The 26,628-nt window shown below is 31.1% G+C and carries 21 protein-coding genes; 9 read left to right on the forward strand and 12 right to left on the reverse strand.

Annotated features, from left to right (window positions below):
* Positions 1-56: 56 nt before the first annotated feature.
* The 5 genes from ACE193_RS11830 to ACE193_RS11850 all read right to left on the reverse strand — a co-directional run bounded on the left by ACE193_RS11830 (position 57) and on the right by ACE193_RS11850 (position 8,399).
* Positions 57-3,692, reverse strand: a complete 3,636-nt coding sequence (locus tag ACE193_RS11830; RefSeq protein WP_375563191.1) for a PAS domain S-box protein — start codon at positions 3,690-3,692, stop codon at positions 57-59.
* 133 nt (positions 3,693-3,825) lie between these two features.
* Positions 3,826-4,491, reverse strand: a complete 666-nt coding sequence (locus tag ACE193_RS11835; protein WP_375563192.1) for a redoxin domain-containing protein — start codon at positions 4,489-4,491, stop codon at positions 3,826-3,828.
* A 174-nt stretch (positions 4,492-4,665) separates the two neighbouring features.
* Positions 4,666-5,832, reverse strand: coding sequence for a SpoIIE family protein phosphatase (locus ACE193_RS11840; protein WP_375563193.1), 1,167 nt, complete (start codon positions 5,830-5,832; stop codon positions 4,666-4,668).
* Between the two features lie 164 nt (positions 5,833-5,996).
* Positions 5,997-7,163, reverse strand: a complete 1,167-nt coding sequence (locus tag ACE193_RS11845) for a PP2C family protein-serine/threonine phosphatase (protein ID WP_375563194.1) — start codon at positions 7,161-7,163, stop codon at positions 5,997-5,999.
* Between the two features lie 114 nt (positions 7,164-7,277).
* A complete protein-coding gene (locus ACE193_RS11850; RefSeq protein WP_375563195.1) occupies positions 7,278-8,399 on the reverse strand; it encodes a glycosyltransferase in 1,122 nt (373 codons plus the stop codon).
* 299 nt (positions 8,400-8,698) lie between these two features.
* On the opposite strand from ACE193_RS11850, the gene ACE193_RS11855 reads away from it, so the two are divergent.
* From ACE193_RS11855 to ACE193_RS11885, 7 genes are all read left to right on the forward strand, one after another.
* Positions 8,699-9,751, forward strand: a complete 1,053-nt coding sequence (locus ACE193_RS11855) for an NAD-dependent epimerase/dehydratase family protein (RefSeq protein WP_375563196.1) — start codon at positions 8,699-8,701, stop codon at positions 9,749-9,751.
* Between the two features lie 175 nt (positions 9,752-9,926).
* Positions 9,927-10,802: an RsiV family protein gene (locus tag ACE193_RS11860; RefSeq protein WP_375563197.1), complete on the forward strand. Its 876-nt coding sequence runs from the start codon at positions 9,927-9,929 to the stop codon at positions 10,800-10,802.
* Between the two features lie 85 nt (positions 10,803-10,887).
* Positions 10,888-11,916, forward strand: coding sequence for a radical SAM/SPASM domain-containing protein (locus tag ACE193_RS11865; protein ID WP_375563198.1), 1,029 nt, complete (start codon positions 10,888-10,890; stop codon positions 11,914-11,916).
* 186 nt (positions 11,917-12,102) lie between these two features.
* Positions 12,103-13,260 carry an endonuclease/exonuclease/phosphatase family protein gene (locus ACE193_RS11870; RefSeq protein ID WP_375563199.1) on the forward strand — a complete coding sequence of 386 codons (1,158 nt, stop codon included), beginning with the start codon at positions 12,103-12,105 and terminating at the stop codon, positions 13,258-13,260.
* Positions 13,261-13,371: 111 nt separating this feature from the next.
* A complete protein-coding gene (locus ACE193_RS11875) occupies positions 13,372-13,905 on the forward strand; it encodes a YcxB family protein (protein ID WP_375563200.1) in 534 nt (177 codons plus the stop codon).
* 111 nt (positions 13,906-14,016) lie between these two features.
* On the forward strand, positions 14,017-14,562 hold the full coding sequence (locus ACE193_RS11880; RefSeq protein WP_375563201.1) for an NADH-quinone oxidoreductase subunit A: 546 nt from the start codon (positions 14,017-14,019) through the stop codon (positions 14,560-14,562).
* A gap of 84 nt (positions 14,563-14,646) precedes the next feature.
* Complete coding sequence (locus ACE193_RS11885; protein WP_375563202.1) at positions 14,647-15,717, forward strand: glycosyltransferase family 4 protein; 1,071 nt, start codon at positions 14,647-14,649, stop codon at positions 15,715-15,717.
* A 56-nt stretch (positions 15,718-15,773) separates the two neighbouring features.
* Here ACE193_RS11885 and ACE193_RS11890 read toward each other — a convergent pair whose 3' ends face one another.
* Positions 15,774-16,181 carry an STAS/SEC14 domain-containing protein gene (locus tag ACE193_RS11890; RefSeq protein WP_375563204.1) on the reverse strand — a complete coding sequence of 136 codons (408 nt, stop codon included), beginning with the start codon at positions 16,179-16,181 and terminating at the stop codon, positions 15,774-15,776.
* A gap of 741 nt (positions 16,182-16,922) precedes the next feature.
* On the opposite strand from ACE193_RS11890, the gene ACE193_RS11895 reads away from it, so the two are divergent.
* Entirely contained in the window at positions 16,923-18,698 is a 1,776-nt protein-coding gene (locus tag ACE193_RS11895; protein ID WP_375563205.1) for an S-layer homology domain-containing protein, read from the forward strand.
* Positions 18,699-18,762: 64 nt separating this feature from the next.
* On the opposite strand, the gene ACE193_RS11900 is transcribed toward ACE193_RS11895, so the two are convergent.
* From ACE193_RS11900 to ACE193_RS11915, 4 genes are all read right to left on the reverse strand, one after another.
* A complete protein-coding gene (locus ACE193_RS11900; protein WP_375563207.1) occupies positions 18,763-19,443 on the reverse strand; it encodes a hypothetical protein in 681 nt (226 codons plus the stop codon).
* Positions 19,444-19,518: 75 nt separating this feature from the next.
* Entirely contained in the window at positions 19,519-20,205 is a 687-nt protein-coding gene (trmD, locus tag ACE193_RS11905; protein ID WP_375563208.1) for a tRNA (guanosine(37)-N1)-methyltransferase TrmD, read from the reverse strand.
* Positions 20,206-20,253: 48 nt separating this feature from the next.
* Positions 20,254-20,808, reverse strand: coding sequence for an HD domain-containing protein (locus tag ACE193_RS11910; RefSeq protein ID WP_375563209.1), 555 nt, complete (start codon positions 20,806-20,808; stop codon positions 20,254-20,256).
* A gap of 83 nt (positions 20,809-20,891) precedes the next feature.
* Positions 20,892-23,510, reverse strand: coding sequence for a 7TM diverse intracellular signaling domain-containing protein (locus ACE193_RS11915; protein ID WP_375563210.1), 2,619 nt, complete (start codon positions 23,508-23,510; stop codon positions 20,892-20,894).
* Positions 23,511-24,043: 533 nt separating this feature from the next.
* On the opposite strand from ACE193_RS11915, the gene ACE193_RS11920 reads away from it, so the two are divergent.
* Complete coding sequence (locus ACE193_RS11920) at positions 24,044-25,093, forward strand: hypothetical protein (protein WP_375563211.1); 1,050 nt, start codon at positions 24,044-24,046, stop codon at positions 25,091-25,093.
* A 174-nt stretch (positions 25,094-25,267) separates the two neighbouring features.
* Here the strand turns inward: ACE193_RS11920 and ACE193_RS11925 are convergent, their stop codons facing one another.
* Together ACE193_RS11925 and ACE193_RS11930 are read right to left on the reverse strand one after the other, a co-directional pair.
* Positions 25,268-26,149, reverse strand: coding sequence for an ISL3 family transposase (locus tag ACE193_RS11925; protein WP_375563212.1), 882 nt, complete (start codon positions 26,147-26,149; stop codon positions 25,268-25,270).
* Positions 26,122-26,346, reverse strand: coding sequence for a hypothetical protein (locus ACE193_RS11930; RefSeq protein ID WP_375563213.1), 225 nt, complete (start codon positions 26,344-26,346; stop codon positions 26,122-26,124). Before ACE193_RS11930 ends, ACE193_RS11925 begins: the two co-directional genes overlap by 28 nt.
* Positions 26,347-26,628: the final 282 nt, after the last annotated feature.

Genomic DNA, 26,628 nt, shown 5'->3' on the forward strand with positions numbered 1-26,628 from the left:
TAAAAAAGTGATAAATAATTATTTAAGAATTACAAATATAAATAATTGATTTTTAATTATTTATGACTTTTAATAGGTAGTTCAATAAAGAATGTAGTTCCAACTCCTTCTAGGGCTTCAAACCAAATTTTTCCATTGTGTTTTTCTATAATTTTTCTTGTTATGTCTAGTCCTAACCCACTTCCTTCTCCTACTCCTTTTGTAGTAAAGAAAGCATCAAAAATACGGTTTTGTATTTTTTTAGGTATTCCACCACCACTATCTTGAATGGCTACCAATACCTTATTATCTTCTATACTTGTTTGAATAAATAAGCGTCCTTTATTTTTCATTGCCTGAATGGCATTATGAATGATGTTTGTCCAAACCTGTATAAGTTCATCAGGATACCCCATAAACTCTGGTATTTTGCCAAAATCCCTAGTAATATCTATTCCATGTTTGATTTGATTGTGATAGAGTGTTAGTGTTGTTTCGATACTTTCATTGATATTGACAGTTGCTTTTTCGCCTGTATCATCTTGACGAGCAAAGTTTTTGAGGGCAAAGACAATTTTTGCAGCTCTATCTGTTGCTACTTTTACAGTTTGGTTGCTTCGAATGATGGTAGAAAGTTGATAGGCTGTATGTAAAATCTCTTCAGCATCTCTATTTTTTACAAGAGGTAAAAACAAATCTTTTTCATTTTGCATATTCATATCTATAATAGAATCAGCATATTTATCTGCACCTTCTATTTTCATAGCCTCTAACTCATCTATCAAATTATATTTAATAGTTCTTTTTTCTCTAGTCGAAAGTGTATCTGTTTTTTGAGATGATTTTTTTATAAATTCATTAAAAATATCTAGTGCAGTATTATCTATTTTTTTCAAAAATATAGGTAGTGTAGGTAATGTTTTTTCTAAAATATCTTCAATACTAACAGATGATGAACGAATTGCGCCTAGAGGTGTATTTATTTCGTGTGCAATATTGGCTACAAGTTGTCCTAGACTAGCCATTTTTTCAGATTGAATAAGTTGGTTTTGAGCACTTTGTAGCTCTTCGTAGTTTTGACGTAATTCTTCTGCAGAAGCCTGCAACTCTTCATTTGTATCTTGTACTTTTTGCTCCAATTCTTTTTGTTCTGTTACTTCTTGTACAATTCCACTCCAAAGGATTGTTCCATCTTGATATTTTATAGGCTTTGAGCTTCCTCGTATCCATTGTATTTTGCCATCAATTATTACTCGGATATCAGCATTCCAATTGGTTAGTGTTTCTGCTGATTTTGCTACTGTATTTTGGAAAAACAACTTATCAGCCTCATGAATAGGTGAGATAATTGAGTCTGCATCATCCATAATTTTTTGGGCAGGTAATCCATATACAAGTTCTGAGCCTTTACTCACAACAGGAAAAGATACTTGTCCATCTGGTGTCATCTTAAATTGATAAATCATGGCAGGCACACCATCAAAAATCTGTTCTAAACGTTCTTTTTGAAGATATAATTCTTCTTGTATGGATTGTAGCTCTTCATAGTTTTGTTGTAACTCTTCTTCTGATGCTTGTAACTCTTTGTTTTGTTTTTTAATTAGTATTTCATTCTTTTTTCTTTCTGTAATATCCTCAGCAATTCCTAAAAAACCAATTATTTCTTCATTTTGACGAATAGCACTTATTGTCAAACTGATAGGAAATTTTTCATTATTTTTCTTGACATATGTCCATTCATGTGTATCTGACAAACCTTTTAGAGTTTTATAAGTAAATACTCCAAATCCAACCTCTATATTTTCATTAAATTCTTGACTTAATTCTTCTGCTCGTTTAATAATTTCATTTATATCATGAAACAAAGCAGGTGATTGGATGTCAATCACTTCTTGATCTGAATATCCTAAAGTCTTTTCGGCTGTAGAATTAAAAGATGTAATAATTCCATTTGTATCAGTAACAATAAGCATAAGCCCAGCATTGTCTAAGATTGCTTTTTGATAAGTAGCTTGTCTTTCTGCATCTATTTTTTGTTTTTCTAGTTGTTCTTGTGTGGTTTGGAGCTCTTCATAGTTTTGACGTAACTCTTCTTCTGATGCTTGTAGTTCTTCATTTTTGACTTTTATTTCTTGCTCTTGCTTTTTACGTTCGGTAATATCTCTAGAAGAAGCCATCATATATCCCTCTCCATTAATATTTACATACCGAACTCCTACTTCTACTGGGAATATTTCTCCTGTGGTACGATTTTTATTTTCACTTTCAATGTTCAACCCTCCTAATTTTTTGACTTCTTCGACGTGTGCTTCCCAATCTCCTTTTTCTTTGAAAATAGCTTCTAATTCTTGTACAGAATATCTTGAACACTCTTCTGAACGAATTCCGAATCTTTCTCCAGCTACCTTATTCATATAAACAAATTTTCCATTTGCTCTTGAGGCTTGTATAGCATCTTGAGAATTATCAATCAGTGCCTGAATCAAAAGGAGTTGCTCTTGTATAGTCTGTAACTCTTCATAGTTTTGGCGCAGTTCTTCTTCTGATGTTTGTACTTTTTGATAAGCATCTTCTACTTTTTGCTTTTGTATTACTTCTTCAGTAATGTCTTGTACTGTCCCTACTAATTTTTCAGGGTTGTCCATAGCATCTCTTACAAGTTCTCCGACAGCTCTATAATGTCTATACTCTTCTAAATTACTTCCTTTCGAACGATACGAAATATCATATTTTTTTATTTTTCCTTCTGCTGCTTGAGTAAGCGTCTCAATAACCTTATGAGCGTCATTTGGGTGTGCAATTTCAATGACTCTTTGCATATCATTGAGTTGATTTTCCCCATAAATGTGAGGCAGGTTATCAGAGTGAGAAAGTCTTTGAGTAGCCAAATCAATCTCATAACTTGCCAAACCAACCAATTTTTCAGCTTTATTGAGTAGTTTTTGTTTTTCTTCTATTTCTCTTTGAATGACAAACATTTGGTCATTGGTAGTCTGTAACTCTTCTGCATTTTGTCTTATTTCTTCTTCTGACGAACGCAACTCTTCATTTTGTGTTTGTTGTTCAAACTGTTTTTCCATAAGTTGAATACTACTATTTCTAAAAATAACAGCCCACCAGCCACAAACAAAAGCCATCATAGCAGCCAAACCAAAATGAAACATCAACTGAAAGGTAGTAATATAATCTACTGTTGCGCCTTCTATGGTTCGTCCACTATATCCAATAAAATAATTAGATAAATTTGCATTTTCTAAACCAAAATCACCTGCATTAGCTTGAAGAATAGCAAGTACACTATGATGCCCAATGGCAAAAATGGTATAAGGAATCATAATACGCCAATCTTGATAAATAATAAGAAAAGCAATATTGGTAAAAAAGAAAAAATGAATTTCTGCCATTCCGTGCATCTGTCCAATAAATTGCAGCATAAAAATCGCATAGACTAAGCTAATAATCATACGAGCATAAAACTTATTGGTCAAAATCTTACGAGCTATAAGATAAAGAGCTGCTATAATAACAGTATTAGCTCCTGTAAATGCCCAAGTATCATAAACAGGGACAAAGAATAGTCCTAATACACCAAACATAATAACAAATTTATCTGATATTTTGTCTGCTTTTTCTTGTACGTTGGCTAGATAAGTTTCCAACTCCAATGCTTGAATAGTTCGTTTTTTATTACGAGAGTTTATATTTTTTTTCATAGAAAATTGATTTTCTAAATTTATTTTTGCTAATAGAACTTATGAACAACTACAAATGCAATTTACTGATTAACAAAGCATTACACACTCAAAAAACAGTGACTTAATTTATCTTCCCTAACATTCTATTATTTTATTTGAAATAATCTTCTGGTAGTTCACAACCATAAGCCTTATCAGCTAATTCTCCAAAGTCAGGAGGATTTTTGCCTTCTAATAATGCGCCAAGAGCTTGCTCGGCAAAGTTTGTATCTCGGTTGTTGCAATATCTACTGACATTATAATTTCCTTTGTAAAATAATTTGCCTTCACTTGTAATAATTGCAGCTTGAGGTGTTGCGTAAATTCCACAGGCAGCAGCAATCGTATTTTTTTTATCTAAAATGGTTGGAATAGGAATATCATATTTTTCAGAAAAGTCAATAAATTCCATTTCATACTCTGAATCATTGAAAATAATTGCATAAAAATCTATTTCATTACCATATCTTTCTACAAGATAGTTAATATGAGCGATATTAAATTTAGAACAAGGACAAAAAGGACTAAAAAAATGAAGGAAAATAGGCTTTTGTGTAGTCTTTATACTTTTTTTTGATTGAAAGTCAGAAAATTGAAGTAAAACCTCATTAGAAATTTGTTTGCCCACAAAAACTTCTTGATAGCCTTCTGGTACAGGTGTAGGGAGTAAATACTGCCATTCTTGCCACCAAAAAGAAGCAAAAACAACTCCTATAAGCCCAAAACAGGCTGCTAGAGCTAATCTTTGAAACCATTTTGTTTCTACTATTTCTTTCATGGATATTATGTGTAATAAGGGAAAAGGGAAAGGATGCTAATAAATATTCAAACCTAAAATAAAGGGATAGGTTAATAATTTATTTGGTCATAAAAATCAATTATAAAGCCAATTTTCTCACTCTTTAGTTTTTTGAATATTTAAAAAATGATGTAACTACTTACCACAAACAATCTATATTTTTACCCCCACCACAAGTACATCATCTCTTTGGTCATAATTTTTTTTCCAATTATCAAACATATCACTTAACTCTTGCAGTTGTTCTTCTGACGATTTTTCACTTATGTTTTGATACAATGCCTTTAGATTTTGGCTCATAAAACGCTTGTTTTTACTTCCTCCATTTTGGTCTTCATACCCATCTGAATATAAATAGATTTGAGTACCAACTTGTACTTTAAACTCATGTTTGGTATAAGTTGCATTTTGTTTCCCATCTACTGATGACTTATCTCCTTTTATATATTTAAGTTCATTGTTCTGTATAATACAAAGAGGTCTTTTTGCTCCTGCAAAACACACTGTATTTGTTTTTTTATCTATAACACAGATAGCTACTTCCATTCCGTCATGAGTACTTTTTTGTTTTACATTCCAAACCTCTCCTATAACTGTATTCATTTTCTCCAAAATTTTTTCAGGCGAATAAATTTTTTGCTCTAAAATAGCTCTATTGAGTAATTGATGTCCAATCAAAGACATAAAAGCACCAGGAACACCATGCCCTGTACAATCTGCTACAACAATAATTATCTTATCATCTGCTTTTCTACACCAATAAAAATCGCCACTTACAATGTCTTTTGGTCTGTAAAAAACAAAATGATTAGGAATAAATAAATTAAGATAATCAGAGTTAGGCAAAATAGCAGTCTGTATGCGCTCTGCATATCTGATACTATCTTGAATTTGTCTGCTTTGATGTCTGATTTGTTTGTTGCTATAATACATTTCAATAGCAGACTCTATCGTCATGATAAGGTCATATTTATCCCACGGTTTTGAAATATACCTGTATAAATGGGTTTTATTAATAATATTGGTAATTCCTTCAATACTAGCTTCCCCTGTTAGAAGAATTTTCATGGCAGTAGGCAAACGTTTGTGTGCTTCTATTAAAAACACATCTCCACGCATTTGAGGCATAATATAATCTGAAATAATAACAACAATCTCTTTCCCCTTACTTATCAAAAACTCAATGGTTTCTAACCCTTCTTGCCCACTTTCGACGGTCTCAATAATCATAGAATCAGAAAAATATTTATACAACTCTTCTTTTAAACTGTTTAATATAATCGCCTCATCATCAACACAAAGAATAACTTTATCCATCATAGTATAAATAAATTTAAAGAATACTTTAAAACCCCTTAAATTAACTAAAAACTATAAAAAAAGCAAGTTTTTAGCATTATTTCCTTTTGAAAATAGAGCTATTTATTTAACACACCTAGCTAAATCCTGTTCATCTTTTAAGAATACAAATTAAACAAAAAAAATTACAATTTTATCCCCAAAACAAGAATATCATCTATTTGGTCATAACTTCTTTTCCATACATTAAATGTTGTAACTACTTCTTCTAATTGCTCACTAGATTCTTTTGTCTCTATTTTTTGAAATAATTCTCTAAGAGTTTTACTCATAAAACGTTTATTATCTTTTCCTCCAAATTGGTCTTGATAACCATCTGAATAGAGATATATTTGGGTATTAGGTTTTACTTCAAACTCATGTTTAGTATAAGTAGCATTTTCTGTTCCATCTATTCCTACTCTATCTCCTTTTATATAATTCAATTCATGATTTTGAATAATACAAATTGGTCTTTTTGCTCCTGCAAAAGAGATTGTATTTTTTTCTTTATCAATTACACAAATAGCCATTTCCATTCCTTCATGAATACTTGCACGCTCTTGATTCCAAACAGCTCTTATGGCTCTATTTATATTTGTTAAGATTTTTTCTGGTGAGTATATTTTTTTATCAACGACGGCACGATTGAGTAATTGATGTCCAATTAAAGACATAAATGCCCCTGGAACTCCATGCCCTGTACAATCAGCAACAGCGATAATTGTTTTGTTATTCTCATTTCTACACCAATAAAAGTCTCCACTAACTACATCTTTTGGTTTATAAAAAACAAAATGTTTGGGAAGTAACTCTGAAAGATAATTAGAAGATGGCAAAATAGCCGATTGTATGCGTTCGGCATATCGAATACTAGACTGTATTTGCTTGTTTTGGAACTTTAATGTTTTGTCTTTATAGTAATTTGCGATGCCCGATTCTACTGTCATTATCAAATCTTTTGTACTCCACGGCTTTGAAATATACCTATATAAATTAGTTTGATTCACAGCATTGGTAACTCCCTCAAGACTAGCTTGCCCTGTCAAAAGAATCTTGACACAATTAGGAAGCAAACGATGCGCTTCTATCAAAAACTCATCGCCACGCATTTGAGGCATAATATAATCCGAAATAATAATAACAATTTCCTTTCCTTTTTCTCTAAAGAAATCAATAATTTCTAAGCCCTCCTCTCCACTTTCAGCTACTTCTATAATCATAGTGTCAGCAAAATGTTGAGATAGTTCTTGTTTCAAACTATTAAGGATAATAGGTTCATCGTCGATACATAGAATAATTTTTTTATCCATTTTGAAAGTTGAGTATTCTTTTTTGTAGGGTAAGTAAATGTTAATATACTATATTTTATTTGATAAAAATAGTTTTTCATCGAATAAATAGCTAAAAGTTAATTCCTTATCTTTTTACTTATTATTTATTTTTTCATTTATAAAATGGGCTGCTTGCTCTGCTCCATCTGTTGTGAGAAATAGAGAAGCATGTTGAGAAAAAGATTTTTGTCTCTCAAAAAGATTTTTCAAATTATCTATCAAACTAGCTGCAATTTGACTCTCTTCTAAAAATAAAGCAGCCTTTGCATCAAAAGCTCGTTTTGCTCTTCCGTATTGGTCATCATATCCTCTAGCTTTTGGAATAAAAATAGTTGGAATTTGACACGCTAAAAGTTCGTGAAAGGTATTATAACCTGTCGCTGAAATAGCAAAGTCTAAGGCAGGCATCAATTCCATAAGTGGAAAATGAGAAAATGAAATAGTAGAAGCAGGAAGTTTTGAGAAAATTTCTTTAAGCTCGTTTGTAGAACTTAAAGGAGGGTTAGGAACAAACAAACGTATTTTTTTTTGTCGCAATAAAGAAGAGGAATTCAAAATCAAATCAAAAATTTGTCTATAATTTTCTGTTGTGGTAGTATCTCCTCCTCCTCCAAGATTAATCAAAAGTAAGTTTTCGTCTTCCTTTACTCCCAAGTTTTTTCTAATTTCTTCTCTTGATTGAAGTTCTGATTTTTCTCGTATCAAAATTTCATTACTCCAAAACAAATCTTCTTTCTTTGAGATTGGAACAGGAATTTTTGTACTTCCTTTACTGTGTGGAGCAATAATATAGTCATAAAAATTTTGCATTTCTACTTTGTTTTTATCCATATTCATTTGCTCTCTATGAATAAAAAACTTCTTCCATTTTAAAGGTAATCCCAAAACAGAAAGTAAATCATTCATCGAACCCAATGGAAAAGTATCTACTACCAAGCCCACAGGACGATAGGTATTTACAATCGAAGTCAATATTTCGGAATATGAAATAGCCAAATTTCGTTTTAAAAGCTTTGTTTCTCTAGCAATCGTTTTGCTAGGAACTTTATAGTAAGCAAACCCTTCTTGATACAATAAATTAGAACCCTCCGAAGAAGTAAAAAATAAAGGAATAAGTGAAGAATCTTGCTTTTTGAGCTGACGAGCAATAGCCAAACAGCGAGTGAGATGTCCCAATCCCAAACCATTGACTGTATAAAAAAGTACGTATTTCATAAGTAGAGTTTTGTTTTTCCAAGGGTTTCTTATAAAAAATATTTCTACTTTCAACTTGTAGTTGTTGGTGTCGCTATCGCTAAAACATCAACAACAGCATTTTTATTTTTTATAAGAAAACCCTGTTTGTTTTTCCGAAACTACTAAAAAAGTGTACAATTCAAAAATTCCTTTTCTAATAAATGGTGTTTTTAAATTTTGTATTTTTGTAAATTATTAATTGATTAAAAATCAAATCATTTTTTCTAAATTTGAAATTCATTAATCACTAATAATTTATCACTAACCACTATATAAAGATGAATTATTTTATCACAGGTGCAACAGGTTTTTTGGGAAGTTATTTGGTAGAAGAATTAATTACCAAAAATAAGAATCAAGAAAATCCAATCAAAATAATTGCTTTAAAACGAGCAAATAGTAAAATTCCTTCCAAACTACAATCTTATCCTTCTTCAGTCTTGGAATGGGTAGATGGTGACTTGTTAGATGTTGTGTTTTTGGATAAAATTACAACAGGAATAGATAGAATAATTCATGGTGCAGCTCTTGTTTCTTTTGACCCAAAAGACAAAAATAAAATGCAAAAGACCAATGTAGAAGGCACAGAAAATATAGTAAATGCTGCTTTAGCCAATAATGTAAACGTTTTTTGTCAGATAAGTTCGATTGCTGCACTTGGTCAGCCATTGGCATCACAACAAAATAAAAATCTTAAAATAAATGCGAATAATAAAACCAATGAGCTTACCTTCATAGATGAAAAAGCACGTTGGACACCTGAATATACAGGTTTTAGTGCTTATGCCTTCACAAAACACTTGGCAGAATTAGAAGTGTGGAGAGGACAAGCTGAAGGACTTGATGTAATGATAGTAAATCCTTCTTTTGTTTTGGGTTATGATGAAAATGGCAGAAGTAGTACCGTTTTGATTGATTATATAAAAAGTGAAAAACCATATTACGGAAGTGGTTTTAGTAATTTTGTAGATGTGCGTGATGTTGCAAACATGACAATTTCACTTTTAGAAAAATCGGATTTATATAATGAACGTTATATTTTGAATGGAGGGACAGTGGCTTATTCTGAACTAATGTCAAAAATTGCTGTCACATTAAACAAAAAACCACCTCGCAAACCCATTCCAAATTGGATAAATAAATATGGTTGGAGATTGATTAAAGTATGGAGTTTTATTAGTGGCAAATCGCCTATTATTACAAAAGACTCTTTAGAATCAGCAAGTCGTACCACTACTTATTCTAACAACAAAATAAAAAATAGCTTGGATACAGATTTTAGAAGTTTAGAGGATACTATTGAATGGATTGGAGAGAAATATCATGAGTAACTTGTCTCTAGTCGTATGATAACTCTTTTCTTTTACCTTTGCTGAAGTAATAATTATTTCAATCAATCTCACAAATTTCATATCTTGAGGTTAATTCCATTTTTATACAAAAAACGTATTCTCAGTTTCTGTGTTTTAGAGCCATTGAGTTTTATTACACTTAACCTCAAAAATTATGAAAACAACTATTTTCTCTCTTACTTCATTTCTTTTTATTCTGCTTTTTTCTGCTTGTGGAGAAAACAGCAACTCTACTTCCCAAACAGATATCAACAACGAAGACTCTGTGACTAATCAAGCACTTGAAATAAATCATACAGATGCTGCTATAAAAAAAATTACTTATGAAATCTTTACAGATAGTGGAACTGTTGATTTGCCAAAAATAGAACCCTCTATGCCTGATTTTGGAGCTACTTTTAAAGAACAACTTTTAGTAGTTACAGAAGTGCCTAGTCAGACCAATTTGGAAGCAATTCAAGCCATTTTACAGAAAAAACAAAACTACTCTGGAAATCCAAAAGAAGCATTAGCAAAAAAGAAAAAAGAATATTTTGATTTTTATATAGATGCTAATTCAGAAGAAATTATAGGAATGTCAGCAGATTGGGAGCAAAATAAAACTATAAGTGTTGTTTATAATGATAATTATTTTACAACAATTGGTTTTTATTTAGATGAATATGGAGGTGGCGCACGTTCTTACTTTTCAGACTCTTATTTAGTTTTAGATTTGAAAAACAGTAAGCAAATTACTTTATCAGATATTTTTGATGAAAATGGAGTTGCCCAACTTACAAAAAAATTAACAAGCCAAGCACTAGAAATGGCACAAAAAGAAGGAGCTTCTTCAATGAAAGATTATGGATTTTTAGTGAAAGAGATAAAGCCAACGGAAAGATTTATAATTACTGATAAAGGTATTGAGTTTACTTATCTTCGCACTGAAATAGTCATTGGTTCTATGCCTTCGCCATCTTTTTTTGTTAGTTGGAGTGATTTAAAGGATATTGTAAAAAATGACTCTCCTGTACGTTCTTTGATGACGTAATAGGTTGAGATTTTTTATTTCAGTCAATTAAGATTGATTTTTGCACTAAATTTACCAAAAACCAGTACAAAGCAACATCAATTTAATGAATAAAAGCCAAATCACAGACGGAATAATTTACCTCAAAACACTTACTTTCAAACGTTTTTGGAATGGTGTTTTGCTTTTGTTTAGTTATTATGTTTCTAAAATTACAAAGAAAAATTATCAAAAAGGATTTCCGATAAGTATTGCCTTTGAGCCTACGACAACTTGCAATTTGAAATGTCCTCATTGTCCGTCTGGATTACGTCAGTTTTCTCGCCCTACTGGAAATGCTACCAATGCTATTTTTGAAAAATTATTGAGTGAAGTTTCGCCTTATCTGACCTATCTTATTTTTTATTTTCAAGGAGAACCTTATATAAACAAACACTTTTTGGATTGGGTAAAACTGGCAAGTCAGAAAAATATTTATACAGCTACTTCCACAAATGCCCATTATCTGACAGAAGAAGTGGCAGAAAAAACAGTTCTTTCTGGACTTTCTAGGCTAATTATTTCGCTAGATGGTGCAAATCAAGACACCTATCAAAAATATAGAATTGGAGGAAATATAGATAAAGTTTGGAAAGGAATCGAAAATGTAGTGGCATTTAAGAAAAAACACAAGAGCAAAACGCCTTTTATTATGCTTCAATTTATTGTCTTCAAACACAATGAACACGAAATAGAACAAATAAAAGCAATCGGAAAAGAACTAGGAATTGATAAGGTCGCTATCAAAACAGCACAAATTTATGACTATGAAAATGAAACTGATTTTATTCCAAATAATGAGAAATATAGTCGCTATAAAAAAGACAAAGAAAAGAATAAGGTAACTCTAAAGAATAATTTAGAAAATAGTTGTTGGAAAATGTGGCATTCTTGTGTTGTTACGTGGGATGGGAAAGTTGTTCCTTGTTGTTTTGATAAAGACGCAACCCATCATTTGGGCGATTTAGAGAAATATTCTTTTAATCAGATTTGGCAAAATGAAACCTATTCAACTTTTAGAAACTCATTATTACAATCAAGAAAAGAAATTGATATTTGTAAAAATTGTACGGAAGGAACAAAAGTTTGGGCATAAAAATTATGGTGGTGTAGTAAAATTAGCTTTGCTGTTCGAATGTGTTACAAACAAACATCTATTTTTAAAAAATAACCAAAAACTCTCAACGTAAAACCAAATCATTACGTTCTACTTTTAATATACCTCAAAAAAATGTATATTCTATAATTGCTATCCTATTAAAATTAAGCTACAAATTACTGTATGCCCTCTCAAAATCGTTCACGAAATAACTCTTCTGGAAGAAATAAGATAAGGTATGAATCTTGGCGAAGACGCAATGCACGTCGTACATTTCGTTTTATCAATAGCCTTGTTTTGGTTATTTCGGTAATTTCTTATTTGTCGGTGCTTGTTTCTCCTGAATATTTTTGGCTTTCGGGCTTTGTTTCGATGCTAATTCCTTTTTGTTTGATAGCCAATATATTTTTTGTTTTTCTATGGTGGTGGCGCAAACGTTGGTATGCCCTTTATTCTCTATTTGTTTTAATTATTGCTTTTCCTTTTTGGCAAGCCAGTATTAGTTTTGGTGGAATATGGCAAGAAGATATAGCAAAAAACAAAAACTATGTATCTGTTTTGTCTTATAATGTCCGAGAATTTGATGTCTATCAACAACAAGATAAACAATACAGTAGGACAAAAAGCACGATTGAATGGATAAAAAATGACACTTCGGATATAAAATGTATTCAAGATTTTTATAATTCAGAAAGTGCAGAGGTATTCAATACTAGAGAACAATTATCACAGGAAGATACAGAAAACCTGCATCATTTTTATGCTCGTTATACATCAGCCAATCACAATAGAGGGCAATTTGGAATTGCTATTTTTTCGAAATATCCATTTATTAATAAAGGAGAAGTTCCCTTTAAAGTCAGAACAGATAATGGTGCTATTTTCGTTGATATAGTAAAAGGAAAAGATACAATTCGGATTTATAATGTTCATTTGGAATCAATGAGTATTAATCAAAATGAGCTCCAACTGATTGATAAACCTGAAGAAACATTTTGGTATGCAGGAAAACGCTTAAAAAAAGGTTTTTCAATGAGAGCTGGACAAGTTCAAGCCATTGCAGAACATGTACAAAAAAGCCCTTATCCTGTTATTTTGTGTGGGGATTTGAATGATTTACCGTATAGTTATACTTATTTCAAACTTCGTCGAAATCTCAAAAACTCATTTGAAAGTAAAGGACTAGGTACAGGCTTTACCTTTAATGGAAAATTATTCTTTCTTCGAATAGATAATCAATTCTATGATAATGAAAAACTAGATTGTATTCATTTCAATACACATAGAGAAATTTCTTTTTCAGACCATTATCCCATCAAAGCAATTTATGAGATAGAATAAGATTGAAAAATATAAATAACTGACACAAAATAATTTATAGAAAGCCAAAAATGTTTTAACTTTTTAAACGTTCATTCTTTATTTTTGCTTAAAAAAAGCGTTATTTGTAGTATGAAAGAAGAAAAAAAAATTATAGAAGTAAAAGCAAAACTCAATTTTGAGGAATATCTCCGATTAAACTTTTCATTGCTCTTACGTAGCAAAATGGTTTGGTTGAGTATTTTTTTAGCTACCATGTTAGTCGTGATGCTTTTAGAAAAGCGTATTATGGATGGTCAGTGGGCAGATTCAGACCTGAAATTAGGTTTACTTGTGAGTTTGATGGTCATCTTATTTTTAGTTTTGCCTATACTGACTTATTTGAGAACGAAGAGTTATTTTGAAAAAAACCCTTCCCTTTCCGAACTAACAACCTTTTACTTTGAACCAGAACGCATCGAAGTAGTTACCTTAGAGAGCCATACTACACTTACTTGGAGAAGAATTTATAAAATAAGAGAATTCAAACACTATCTACTTATTTATCAAAATAGACATATTGTATATGTAGTACCCAAAAAGTCGTTTGATTCTGTTTCAGATATGGAAATAATAAAAGATATGATTCGTACCAAAACCAAATTAGGACACAAACTAAAAAGCTAAACTATCAACTATCTATTAAATAACTGATAATCAACAAGGAATCAACATCTAGTTTTTTGGAATAAGTGTTTTTCATTTGTTATATTTAGCTCAACTTTTTTACTCAAAAATATGCTTTGTTCTGTTTCTACTTTTGGTTTAGTTTTACTTTTTTTGATTGTAGGTGCTTTTTTTGCTCTAATTGCTTTGAGTATTGGAAAATTTTTTCGTCCTCATAATCCAACACAAGAAAAACTGACTACTTATGAATGTGGAGAAGAGACTGTAGTCGGAAATTGGGGAAAGTTCAATATTCGTTTTTATTTAGTAGCATTAGTTTTTGTGCTTTTTGAAGTGGAAATTATATTTTTATTTCCGTGGTCACAAATCCTAACAGATTCCAAACTACAACTCTTCGAAAGTAACTGGAAAATTTATGCGTTTATAGAAGGATTATTATTTATTCTTATATTAGTACTTGGTTTGGCTTATCTTTGGAAAAATAATCTCTTAGATTGGCAATTTGATTCTTCATTAAAAGATAAAAAACAAGTGAATCTATCAGAGAATTTTAAACCCTTTCAACAAGGCGCAAACGAAGAATTAACCACTAAAAAAGAGAATAAAGAAATCGTTCCTAGTTCTCTTTATCAAGAAATAAACATACGCTACGAATAATAAAATGAGTATTTAACTTAAAAACAGTATCTCATTTTAATCAAAAATCGACATTTAATAATTTTTCTTTATTATCCATAAATTATGAGTTGGATTAAATTACTTCTTAGCTTAGGTACTGCTTTTACTGTTTGCCTACTTCTTATTCCAGAAATCATCAAAATTGCTAATGCTCGTAACATCCATGATGTACCCAACGAACGAAAAATTCATACTGGAAAAATATGTTCGTTTGGAGGAGTCGGAATTTTCTTTGGTTTTATTATTTCTACTCTAACATGGTCTTTTGTAGATATGACTCTCAATATGGAGTTTTTGCTTGGAGCTGTTTTGGTAATGGTCGTCGTGGGTATGCGAGATGATTTTTTACCTTTGAGTGCTTTTTGGAAATTGATAGGACAATTTGTAGCAATTACTGTTCTTTTGATTGGAGATATTCGGATTTTTTCTTTGTATGGTTTTTTGGGTGTACACGAATTACCACTTATTTTTAGCTATTTAGTTACAGGTTTTATTGTAATCGTAATTACAAATGCCTTTAATTTAATTGATGGAATTGATGGACTAGCTGGCTCAGTAGCCTTGATTGTCTTTAGTTTCTTTGGGCTTTGGTTTGCTTTAGAAGGAAGTTTGGCTATTTCGGCTATGTGTTTAGCTGTTTTAGGAAGCGTAGGAGGCTTTTTATATTATAATTATAGCCCTGCCAGAATTTTTATGGGTGATACAGGTTCGTTGATGCTTGGCTTTTTAGCTACTGGTCTTCTGATTATTTTTCTCAATAAAAATGCTGCTTTACCTACTACTAGTGATTTGCACATTATAGCTCCTTTGTCTCTACTTTCAGCTCTGATGGTTTATCCACTTTTTGACACTATTCGTGTTTTTATGTTGAGAACTTTGGCTGGCCGTTCGCCTCTTTCTCCTGACCGTAATCATATTCACCACCTACTTTTAGATATTGGTTGTAGTCATTATTATATTGTAGGAATAGTCATTTTCTTAAATATTCTATTTGTCTTCCTATTTACTTTTATTGGACAAAAGGGTTATTTATCTGATAATTGGCTTGTTCCAATTATCGTCTTGACAGCTAGTAGTTTAGCATTTTATTTACACCAAAAAGTCAAACGAAGAAGGGAAGTAGTCAATATTTAAAAAAATAAAAAAGTCAGTATATAATTCTATTAGATACTGACTTTTTTACCATTATATTACTTTTCTTCAACTTGATATTCTTTCAACCATTCTTTAGCTTCTTCAAGGCTCTCAAAAAAGTGCATCGTATATGTGTTATCAGTCATATCTTTGCCTATTTTTTTGACAGCAAGCTGATTAAATATATCTTTAGACATTACCACAGCAGCTATCCTAACTCCAGCACCTAAAAGGCGAGGAAACCAATCTTCATTTGTCCATTTTTGGTCTTCAGGTGTAATTGCCCCCATTTCAACCATATTAGCAAGCCATCTAATGACCTTTTTTTCTTTTACTTTCTCCAAACCTGTATTCATTCCCTGTTTGTACTTTTGAGAAGTAGCAAAACCAGTCCATTGCATGTGAATACATTCTACTTCTTGGTCGTGATGAATAGTAAGATACTTTTCTTCAAATAAAGGCATAGGTGTTTTTTTTAATTAAAAAATATTAAGTTTTTTTGAATATTAGCTTCTACTTTTTGTTTGTCTCTGATAAATATCAATGTAAAAGCGAAATAAAGTATAAATTTTAGCTTCATATTGTACTTATAAAGTTTTCTTGTAGAAATTAAAATTGCTGTATCTGGTTGATTTTTAGATTTATACGGCAATTATATTTGGCAAAAGCTCTAGATTTTTTTGACCTAAATAAATATAGGGCTTTATAAAATATATTACAATCAATGATAAAAAACTTTAAGGAAAAAGTAGTGTCTTTAATAAAAAAACAGTCCAAATTTGAATGACATGAAAGAGTTTAGAACTGATTTTTGACTCTTTCATTTTCAGTTAAGATTAAATATATTTTTAATTCCTAATTTGTATTTGAAGAACTACTCACTATATTTTTTCCACAAAGCAGAACGATATTTTTTGGTTCGTTCCAAGTATTTTCGCAGTCATTTCTATCCATTTTTCACGCTTTCCTATCAAATTCTGCACCTGTAATGACATTTGGATCGGTACAAGAAGCCTATCAAAATAACAGATTTAATACTGATAATGAGTAACTAAACAGTTTCCTGCTACTATTTTTTTAAATGATTAATTTTTTGTATGTTAGCAATTAGTTAATTATATTAATCAATAATTACTTATTTTTTTTATATGCAAAAGAATATTTATCCCTACTTATTCTTTATTCATCTTTACCCTTATATTATCATGAAAAAAATTATGTATAGCCTAGAACGTATCGTTTTGATACTTTGTTTTTTGGCTTTTGTTAGTTCTTGTCAAGAGCAAGAAAAAGAGATTTTAGAAAACCCTAAAGATTCTCAAACAGGGCTTGCTCTCAATCAGCCTTATGAATATGTAAAAGTAATTCAGCCCGAAAATTACGAATTATTAGTCAGAATTGATAAAAATTCACTTACTTTTAAGAAGCACAAAACTACCCTACCTTATAAAGTGGGTAACATTTTGGTTTCGAATATCGCTCCTTTAGCTCCTTATGGCTATATGCGTGAGATTGTAAGCATCCGAGAAGAAGGCAATAATTTTGTTTATCAAACAGAAAATGCTACCCTTGACCAAATTTTTGAGAATGCCTATATCCATGAAACGAAAGAGTTTGAAACTAATTCTTATGGAAATGTGGCTAATAAAGTAGAAGTGGACGGTTATCACTTTCTTCGTTTTAATAAACAGTTTCAAAATGGTATTTCCATTCGTGGAGAAGCAAATGTAAAACCTAGTTTTGAGTTTATTTGGGATATGCAAGGAGGAACTGTTCGTCGTACTCGTTTGTATTTGAGAGGTGATTTGAAAGATGTAGAATTAAAAGGGAAGTATGGCGTAGAAAGAGAAGGCAGCTTCGAAACAACATTAGCAGAAGTGCAGCTTCCAGCTATTTCATTTTTTGTAGGTATTATTCCTATTGTTTTTAAAAACAAATTTAAAGTAGATATAGAATCAAATTATTCTGCTAATATGGAATTAAATGTAGGAATGGCTTGTAACACAGGTGATTTTGGAGCTGGTTTAGATTATAACAATGGAAGTTGGTCAAATTTAGGATATAGCAATATTAATTTTAAAGCCTATCGTCCAGAGTTTATTGTAGGAGGTCAAACGGAAGTTTCTGCTCCTTATTTCAAATTAGAGAGTAATCCGTATGGCTTAAAACTATTTACTTTTTATGGTACTGCTCGTCTGAAAAATACATTCAATTACAATGATTATATTTTGAATATACAAACTACTCCTTCTATCCAAGCAGGTGTAAAAACGGCTTTTTTTGGTTTTAATGAAGATTATAATTTTGCTTATGATTTTCCTGCTTATACTTTTTATAATGGTTCTTTAGGAGGTTTGCCTGCTTGGAATGGCACTTTTGTAGGTGTACCAACTCCTCGTTCTGCTTCTATTACTGATATTGCTAATCATTGGGCATATAACGAAATAGCTTATTTAATTGATAACGAGTATTTATCAGGATATCCAAATAATACATTCCGTCCGAATAACTATATAAGACGTGCCGAATTTGCAGCTATGATTTATAGTATTATTCAGCCTTCTATCCAACCTCAATTTGCAAATCGTAATTTTTCAGATATTAGTGGACATTGGGCAGAAGCAAAAATTTTGCATGTTGCTCGTTCTGGTATGATGGCAGGTTATCCAGACGGAACATTCAAGCCAGATAGTCCAATTTCAAGAGCAGAAATGTTTGCAGCTTTATCTAGTCTTACTCCCGGAAATCGTGATTTGAATCGACTTTCTTATTTTGTAGATAATAGCAGTATTGCTCCTTGGGCAAAAAATGCAGTTGCGACATGTCATGAAAATGAATTTATCATTAATTATCCTCAAAAAAATAAATTGAATTCTACTCAGAATGCTTCTCGTGCAGAAGCAGCAGCTACTTTTTATAGAGTATTGGCGTGGAGAGGAAATTTGATTAATCCTTTTGAAAATCCATATTTGGTAAAATAATTTTCACAATTCATTGATAAACCTAAAGTCATTTTTATCATTTTTTTTGATAGAAATGGCTTTTTCATTTCAAATGTTTCATCAAATTTATCTTCTTTATTTCTTCCAAATTTGGTATTTCTTTATAGAAGACTGGATTGTCTTTCAACACTTCAATTTGTTCAATAACTCCTTTGTATTCAATGATATAGTTATTTTCTAAAAAGGTTCTTTTCTTCCGTTCTCCATCTATTTTTTTGTCAGTCTTGATGTTTACAGGCTTATTAATTTCTAAATTATATAATTTAAAATCGCCTTTCTTATTTATTCCTGTATTCCAATAATTCCAATGAAAAAATAACTCAATTTTTTGGGTATTTTTGTTTTGTCTTACCTTGAAAATTTCTAAATCTGTTTTACGAAAAGATAGAGCAGAAAAAACAACTCGTTGCTTCTCCTTTCTATTATAGGTATATCTACCATAATTTGAATTTAATTTACTCAAATTCATTTCATCTTCTTCTGTATAAAAATTACTGTCCAAAAGAATTACTAAATTATCTAAAACTCCTTCATGATTTTGATAGCCATGTTTATTTACTAGAATGGTTTTATTTTCAATTTTGGTAGAAGATTCAATTTCTTTTTTCCATTTTACCCATTCTTTTCTAGTTTCAAATTCTTTGTATTCTTTATCGTAATAATAAGAATTACTGAAAATTTGAATAACATGAAACGGTTTAGAATTGATTTTTGACTGGTTCATTTTTAGTTGAGATTAAATGTATTTTATCAAAACCATCAATCAGAATTTTTAATCCCTAATTTGTATTTGAAGAGCTTACTCACTATATTTTTTCCACAAATCAGGACGACGTTTTTTGGTTCGTTCCATCGCTTGTTGTAACCTCCAATCTTCAATTTTGGCAGCGTGTCCAGAGAGCAATACTTCAGGAACTTCCATTCCTTCCCAATTCGCAGGACGAGTATAAACAGGAGGTGCAAGCAAATCATCTTGAAAAGAATCTGTAAGCGCAGAAGTTTCATCGTTCATCACACGAGGAACTAAACGAATAATAGCATCAGCCACCAAAGCAGCAGGTATTTCGCCCCCCGAAACCACAAAATCACCTACTGAAAGCTCCATTGTAACATATTTTTGACGTATTCTTTCATCTATTCCTTTATAATGTCCACAAATCATCATTATATTTTCCTTTAAAGAATAACTATTTGCCATCGTTTGATTAAATGTAATACCATCAGGAGTCATATAAATAATTTCATCATATTTTCTTTCACTCAATAATTTTTCTATACAAGCAGCTAAAGGCTCTGGTGTCATGACCATTCCTGCACCACCACCAAAGGCATAATCATCAATTCGCCCATGTTTGTCTTGGCTGTATTTTTTGAGGTCGTGAAGAGTTAGTGTTACCAAATTGTTGTCTTGCGCTCTTTGTAAAATAGAATGCCCAATAAAACTTTCGATAAGTTGAGGTAGGCAAGTGATAATATCTATACGCATAAGTTGATTTTTTTTTATAAAGGTTTAATAAAAAACAGCAGTATTTTTTTAAACAAAATACTGCTCGTACTCTCTAATTTTTTCGCTCAATCTGTTGGCTAAATACAGGTTTGCCTTTCCTAATTTCTCTAAAATGATTTTGGCTTCTTTTTGGTATTTCTGTCTTTTTTCTAAGTTCCAATAATAAGGAGGGTCTTTGAGGTTTACGATTCTATCAGCCAATTTTACAAACTGGACTTCTATTGGTTCTTTCAAAAGTTTTTCCAAACTATCATTCATTTGTTCTTCTTTTGGCAACCTTTCATCTTTTGTCATTGCCCAAACACCATTCTTTACAATTTTTCCAAATTGTTTTTCAATCTCTTCTAAAGTAACAGAAGTATCTTCCACTGTATCATGAAGAATAGCAACTAAGACACCTAGATTTTGATTGAGATTTTTGTCATTTGTTTCTTGAAAAGCAAGTAAAGTTTCTGTCATGACTTCGCTGATATGCAAAAAATAAGGCAATTCAGAAGCAGGCATTTTTTGTTCATTGTGTGCTTTGCAAGCAAAATCTAAAGCATCTCTATATAAATCAGCAGTTGAGGTTGAGTTATTCATAGTTTTTTAAAAAAGTGTAAGTTGGTAATAGTAACAAAAATTAATTGTATTTACTTCTGACTTCTAAAATCTGACTTCTGACTTTATAACTTTACACTCATTACCAAAATATCATCAGTTTGTCGTCTTGTTTTTTTCCAACTAATAAGTTCTTTGCTAAAGGCTGAATACTGTTCGACAGTAGAAAGGACACTTATTTTTTCTAAAAACTGTCTAAAGAAACGAGTATAATATTTTCGTTCATTCATTTTATCTCCTCCAAATTGGTCTTGAAAACCATCAGAAGCTAAGAATAAATTATCGCCTTTTTCGTATCTAAAAATACTTATTTTGTATTCTTTTTGTTTTTTCTTTGAAATAAATGAACCTCCAATAGCAAAAGGACTTCCTTTTATGGTTTCAATTTTGCCATTTCGGACAATATACAAAGGCATTTTTGCTCCTGCATAATAAATCACTCGTTCTTCTTCATCAATGGCACAGATTCCAATATCCATTCCATCGTTTCGACGGCTTTTTGGAGTGTGCATTTCTTCCAAATGGAATGTATGACGAACACGCTCATCTAGTTTGGTCAAGATTTCATCAGGTTGCCATGTTCCTCCTTCTGCAATAATTTGATTCAGAAGATTTACTCCCATAATTGTCATCAATGCACCAGGAACCCCATGTCCTGTACAATCTGAAAGAGCAATCATTTTGAGTTTGTTAGGCATATTTTGATGCAACTCATCATCAAAATCTTTTTTCCATAGCGTTTCGAACCAATAAAAATCCCCACTTACAATATCTCTAGGACGATAAAAAACACTTGCTTCATCAAAATTTTCTGCAAAAATTCTAGGTCTTGGCAAAAGCCCTTCCTGTATGCGTTGTGCATAACGAATACTTTGCATTGTTTTGCTATTTGCATTTCGGATTTTAGAGTACGAAGAAGCATTATCTAATGCAATAGCTGTATAAGAAGCAAGCGTTTTCATAATCTCAAAATGCTGATTTGTGTAGGCATTTTTATCAAAACTCTGCACCGAAACCACTCCCAAAACACGTTCTCCTACCAAAAGAGGAATAGCTATTACTGATTTTGGGGCTTCTCCAACAAGAACTTCTATGTTAGGTAAATACTTTTGAATTTCATTTTCTGCATCATTTATAAACAAACTTTCTTTTTTTCTGATAACATAAGCAGACAAATTATTCGGATTATTTGAATCAATTTTTTGCTCAGGCAACAAAACATCATTCTCTACATTATAGGCATAAAGAATCTGTTCTTTATCTGGATAATATAAATCTACTCCAAAAAATGCAGAATCTACTAGCTCATGTACATAGCGATACAAGACGGCAAAAATGGCATCATAATCCAAAGAAGCTGTTATTTCTTGTCCTATGGAAGACAAAATAGAAACAGTACGGTACGAATTTTCTAAGGCTTCGGCTTTATCATTAAGTTCATGAGTACGTTCTTCTACTTTTGATTCTAGCTGCTCATTAGCTTGCATTTGAGATTCCATCATCGAACGCTGTGCATCATTTTTTTCGTTTCTAATTTCTCTTATTCTCACTCCTATTGCAAAAGAAAGTAAAATTACTTGAAGGGCAGCTCCTACTTGTACGCTATACTCTGTAAAAGCATTTAGAGGAATAAAAGAACTTGTCTTTAAAGCAAAAATAACATAACCCAAAATATAAACTGAAAAACCACTAATAAAAAACCAAGCAGATGTATTTCCTCTCAAAATAGCACTTGTTCCTGTTATCAGAAGTACTATTGCCGTTGCAGCAGCCGAAAAGTTGGATAAATAAATAGCATATTGATAGGGTAAGAAAATCGTAAGAATGAAAAAACCAAGCTGTACAAATCCAAAAATACGAAGAGCTTTATCAAATTTTTCTAAGAAAACACGAGTATTCAGAAATCTTCTACAAAATAAAACAAGCCAAAAATCTAAAAATGTAAGGCACATTGGTAAGGCTTTTTGTTGTAAAAATGGAAAATCACTCCACAAGTATTCATACGCATGACCATTCAGATTTGCAATCACTAAAAGCGAACAAGCCATAGCAATTACATAATATAAATAGCTATTTCCTTTACCTAGATTGAAATACAAAAACAGATTATTGATAAGAATAAAAATAATTATTCCATAAATAATCCCGAAAATGAATTGAAATTGATGATTATACTGTTCGAAAGCTAAAGGTTTCCAAACACGTATCGGAAACTGCATCAAACTAGCTTTGGATGCTATTCTAAAATAAAAAACTCGTTTTTCTGTTGGTTTTAATTGAAAGGGAAACAAAAAATAACGATTCTCAACAGGGCGTTTCGAAAATTCAAGCATATCTCCAGTAGTTATGCTTTGGTACTCTCCATTTTCTTCATAAAAAAATGTAATCGAATCTAAAAGAGGAGCTGCTATCTCTAATAGAAATTCATTTTGTTCTTTATTTTGATTTTCTAATTCTATACGTACCCAAAAAATGGATTCACTAAATCCAAAATTAGGATTATATCCTTCATAAATTTCAAAATTAGACAAAAAATTATCTTCTGAAATCTGATTAAATGTTTTACTTTGAGTTGCATCTTCAAAAATACCAATATAATTTCCTTCTAAACGCAATTCGTCTTCTGATTCTTGAAGCAAAATAGTTTTGAAATCAGACTTTGTAGTTGTTTGTTGAGCATACACAGAAAAGCCTCCAAAAATTATGTTTAAGAAGATAAATAGAGATAAAAATATTTTTTTTAGGTGTGTAGAACTAAACAAAGTTGGGAATAATTACGAAATAAGGGATTATGTTTTGATTTTATTGTCTGTGTTAATGATAACGAAGCAATTTAAGTAAAACTGATTACAATAGCCAAAAATAATTCGTGTTGCTTCTTTTTTTCGATAAACAGACTGTTTTTTGAGTAAAAATAAGAATACAAACAAACAAAAACACACTACTTTGTACTTGTTTTACTCTAGTTTGATGTAATTTTTCTGTTTTTTAGCTTTTTCAAATTTATTTGTTTGGCAATACGACTGATATAGTTGTATATTAGCCTTGCTAACTTAGAGATTAAAATAATAAATTTGATATTATTTGAATTTTAACTATTTTACTTCAATTTTTATCTAGTTTTTCAACTAAACATTTTTCAATCAATTTTTCTAGTTTTTATTTTTAGTCTTTAAAATAAGAAAAACTACTTTATCATATCCAAAATCCGAATTTTATGAGCAGATACAACACCCGTGAAGGCAAAACATTTATTGCAGTAGTAGCTATACTTTCATTGGTCTTAGTGGTGGGCGCAATTTGGGCAACAAATGCCTTCAAAAACTCTAATACAGAAACATTAGAAGCCTTATACAAAGATTTCAATAGATTAGAACAAGCCTATTCGAATGAAATTAGAAATATTGATAACGAACTTATCCCCTATCAAAATGCTGACTCATTACGTCAAGTATTATTGCTAACAAGAAATGATATTAAAGTAGAAAAATCTCAAATTAGTGAAAGTAGAGATGAAGCTTTGGCTAGAATAAGTGAATTACAACAGAAAAAACTAGATTATTCTGAACGTTTAGGACAAGTTTATTCTGGAAAAGATGAATATGCAATAGGCGAAATTTCAACATTAAAAGAAGAATTGAAAAAAAATCGTGAATATATTGCAAAACTTTTGAAAGAAACGCAATCGTATAAAAGTCAGCTTTACAGTATGACCAAAAAGTACAAACTTTCGGCTGCCGAAGTAGCTAAATATAAAGCTGAAAAAGCAAAATTAGATAAAATATTAAACGAACAACAAACTTCTCTTGCACAACTTGAGCAAATTGGAGAAGACCGTACCAAACTTCGTGAATTACTTACACAAAGTGAAGAACTTATTCAACGCCAAAAAGAAGAAATCGAACGCTTGAAAGGGCTTACACGTAAGGCGTACAATTTTACAGCACAATATGACTTTCAAAACAGACGTGTGATTCTTGACCAAACAGGCAAACACAAAGGTAAAATTGGTAAAGAAGTTCATTTAGAATTTGAAGTAGGCGAAGGACTTTTTGAAGGAGATGCACAAGAACGTATCGTTTATTTGACTCTTTATAGAAATGGAAAACCATACAAAGTAGTAAAAAGACCAATTCCTGTTTTGGAAAATGGACGTACACAAGCTCAAATTTTTGTAGATAAAAACTTAGAAGATGGAGATTATTATTTTGACCTAACTTACAAAGAAGAATCTGTAATGGATCAATACAAATTCAGAATTAGATAATTTTTTAATAATGAAGCTGTTTAAGAATAGGTAGTTATTTTTTCAAAAAAGAGGTAAAATAGTTATCATTGTAAATCTTCACATTTGCAATTTCTAACTCTTTACCTCTATGTACGTAAACTTATCAAAAAAAACTATAACAGAAAATATTTGGCTCTTCCGACTTTTTAGCGATTATATAAATTTGACTATCATTTTGGCTCTCAAATTTTGAAAGTTTCTAAAGCCATATACATTCCTTTTGATAGTCTTAATTTTATTATTAATTCCCTCTACAATTCCATTAGAACACCTAATTTCAAAGTAATTAATAATATAATTTTTCCACGAATTAAACGTGCCTATAAATCTATTCAAAGCTGTATGATTTATTTTTTGAGCTGCTTCTATCCATTGCTCTAGTAATTTCTGGGCTTCTTGTCTACTTAAATCAGTATTAAATATATTTTGTAATTCTACTTTCATAAAATAAATTTCTCTAAGCACAGAACTAAACCTAAATGCTTTCAGTAAAATTCGTTTTTCTTTAGCAGTAAGGTCTTTCCAAGTCTTGTATAAAAGCCATTTAATTTGCTTGAAATGCACATTTTTAGCGTCTTTTCGTCGCAATTCTTTACGAATTTTATCTAGTACTTTGTTACAGTGTTGAAAAAAATGAAAGCGATCTATTACTACATCAGCATGAGGAAATACTTCTTTTGCTGTAGTGGAAAACCCCTCCCACATATCACAAGAAAATACTTCAATACCATTACAAAAAGCCTCTCCTTTAGCTAAAAAATGACTCTTTAAATACTCTTTATTGCGATATTCTAAAATATCCCAAACCAAACCTGTGTCTAAATCTACCAAAACTACAGCATACTCTTTTTTTCCTTTTTTATAGGCAAATTCATCGATACCTAAACGTTTGGGGAAGTAATCTAAGTGTTCGTCTATTTCACGTTGACTGTATCGTTTAAAAATACCGTTTAAAACATCCCAAAGTATGTTTTCTCGGATAGCAACCTCCTTGAAGCTACTGTCTTTCAAACATAAATAAAGATATTTTTCCATTTATCTAAAATATTTCGGTCACGAATAATACGTTCCGAAGTAGAAGTTACTTTTTTGCACTTTTTTAAGCAGCTCGGACACATAGATTCTTCCAAATTACTTTCTCCATAAATAGTCAAACGCTCTTTAGAAGACTCTATTTGTGTTACTGAAAAATCTGAAAATCCTAATAATAGTTCTATTGTAGTAGTATCCATAGGAAAGCTAAATTACAAAATTATCGCTAAATTGTCGGAAGAGCCAATATTCCTGCTGTTGAAGTGGAGAAATAAAGAAGTTACTCTGTGATATTTCACAAAATATAACATTAATCAAAAAAATAATTTCGGATATTGCAGAGGTAGCCAAAAATCTACTTTTTTCTAATCCTCGTTGCTGGCTTCATTTGAGCCTCAACGACGGTAAGTTTTGCTCTATTTTTCAACCGTCAACGAGGTTAAAACCGTCGTTGAGGTAAAAATAAAAATTCGCCGTTTTTG

It is taken from the genome of Bernardetia aquimarina (assembly GCF_042180575.1).
Lineage (GTDB): Bacteria > Bacteroidota > Bacteroidia > Cytophagales > Bernardetiaceae > Bernardetia.

Coding starts and splice junctions, on each gene's coding strand:
- ACE193_RS11885 (WP_375563202.1), top strand. CDS start 14,647: ATGAGTTGGATTAAATTACTTCTTAGCTTAGGTACTGCTTTTACTGTT.
- ACE193_RS11840 (WP_375563193.1), bottom strand. CDS start 5,832: ATGATGGATAAAGTTATTCTTTGTGTTGATGATGAGGCGATTATATTA.
- ACE193_RS11895 (WP_375563205.1), top strand. CDS start 16,923: ATGAAAAAAATTATGTATAGCCTAGAACGTATCGTTTTGATACTTTGT.
- ACE193_RS11880 (WP_375563201.1), top strand. CDS start 14,017: ATGCTTTGTTCTGTTTCTACTTTTGGTTTAGTTTTACTTTTTTTGATT.
- ACE193_RS11870 (WP_375563199.1), top strand. CDS start 12,103: ATGCCCTCTCAAAATCGTTCACGAAATAACTCTTCTGGAAGAAATAAG.
- ACE193_RS11930 (WP_375563213.1), bottom strand. CDS start 26,346: ATGGATACTACTACAATAGAACTATTATTAGGATTTTCAGATTTTTCA.
- ACE193_RS11920 (WP_375563211.1), top strand. CDS start 24,044: ATGAGCAGATACAACACCCGTGAAGGCAAAACATTTATTGCAGTAGTA.
- ACE193_RS11900 (WP_375563207.1), bottom strand. CDS start 19,443: ATGAACCAGTCAAAAATCAATTCTAAACCGTTTCATGTTATTCAAATT.
- ACE193_RS11850 (WP_375563195.1), bottom strand. CDS start 8,399: ATGAAATACGTACTTTTTTATACAGTCAATGGTTTGGGATTGGGACAT.
- ACE193_RS11910 (WP_375563209.1), bottom strand. CDS start 20,808: ATGAATAACTCAACCTCAACTGCTGATTTATATAGAGATGCTTTAGAT.
- ACE193_RS11890 (WP_375563204.1), bottom strand. CDS start 16,181: ATGCCTTTATTTGAAGAAAAGTATCTTACTATTCATCACGACCAAGAA.
- ACE193_RS11925 (WP_375563212.1), bottom strand. CDS start 26,149: ATGGAAAAATATCTTTATTTATGTTTGAAAGACAGTAGCTTCAAGGAG.
- ACE193_RS11865 (WP_375563198.1), top strand. CDS start 10,888: ATGAATAAAAGCCAAATCACAGACGGAATAATTTACCTCAAAACACTT.
- ACE193_RS11835 (WP_375563192.1), bottom strand. CDS start 4,491: ATGAAAGAAATAGTAGAAACAAAATGGTTTCAAAGATTAGCTCTAGCA.
- trmD (WP_375563208.1), bottom strand. CDS start 20,205: ATGCGTATAGATATTATCACTTGCCTACCTCAACTTATCGAAAGTTTT.
- ACE193_RS11830 (WP_375563191.1), bottom strand. CDS start 3,692: ATGAAAAAAAATATAAACTCTCGTAATAAAAAACGAACTATTCAAGCA.
- ACE193_RS11875 (WP_375563200.1), top strand. CDS start 13,372: ATGAAAGAAGAAAAAAAAATTATAGAAGTAAAAGCAAAACTCAATTTT.
- ACE193_RS11860 (WP_375563197.1), top strand. CDS start 9,927: ATGAAAACAACTATTTTCTCTCTTACTTCATTTCTTTTTATTCTGCTT.
- ACE193_RS11855 (WP_375563196.1), top strand. CDS start 8,699: ATGAATTATTTTATCACAGGTGCAACAGGTTTTTTGGGAAGTTATTTG.
- ACE193_RS11845 (WP_375563194.1), bottom strand. CDS start 7,163: ATGGATAAAAAAATTATTCTATGTATCGACGATGAACCTATTATCCTT.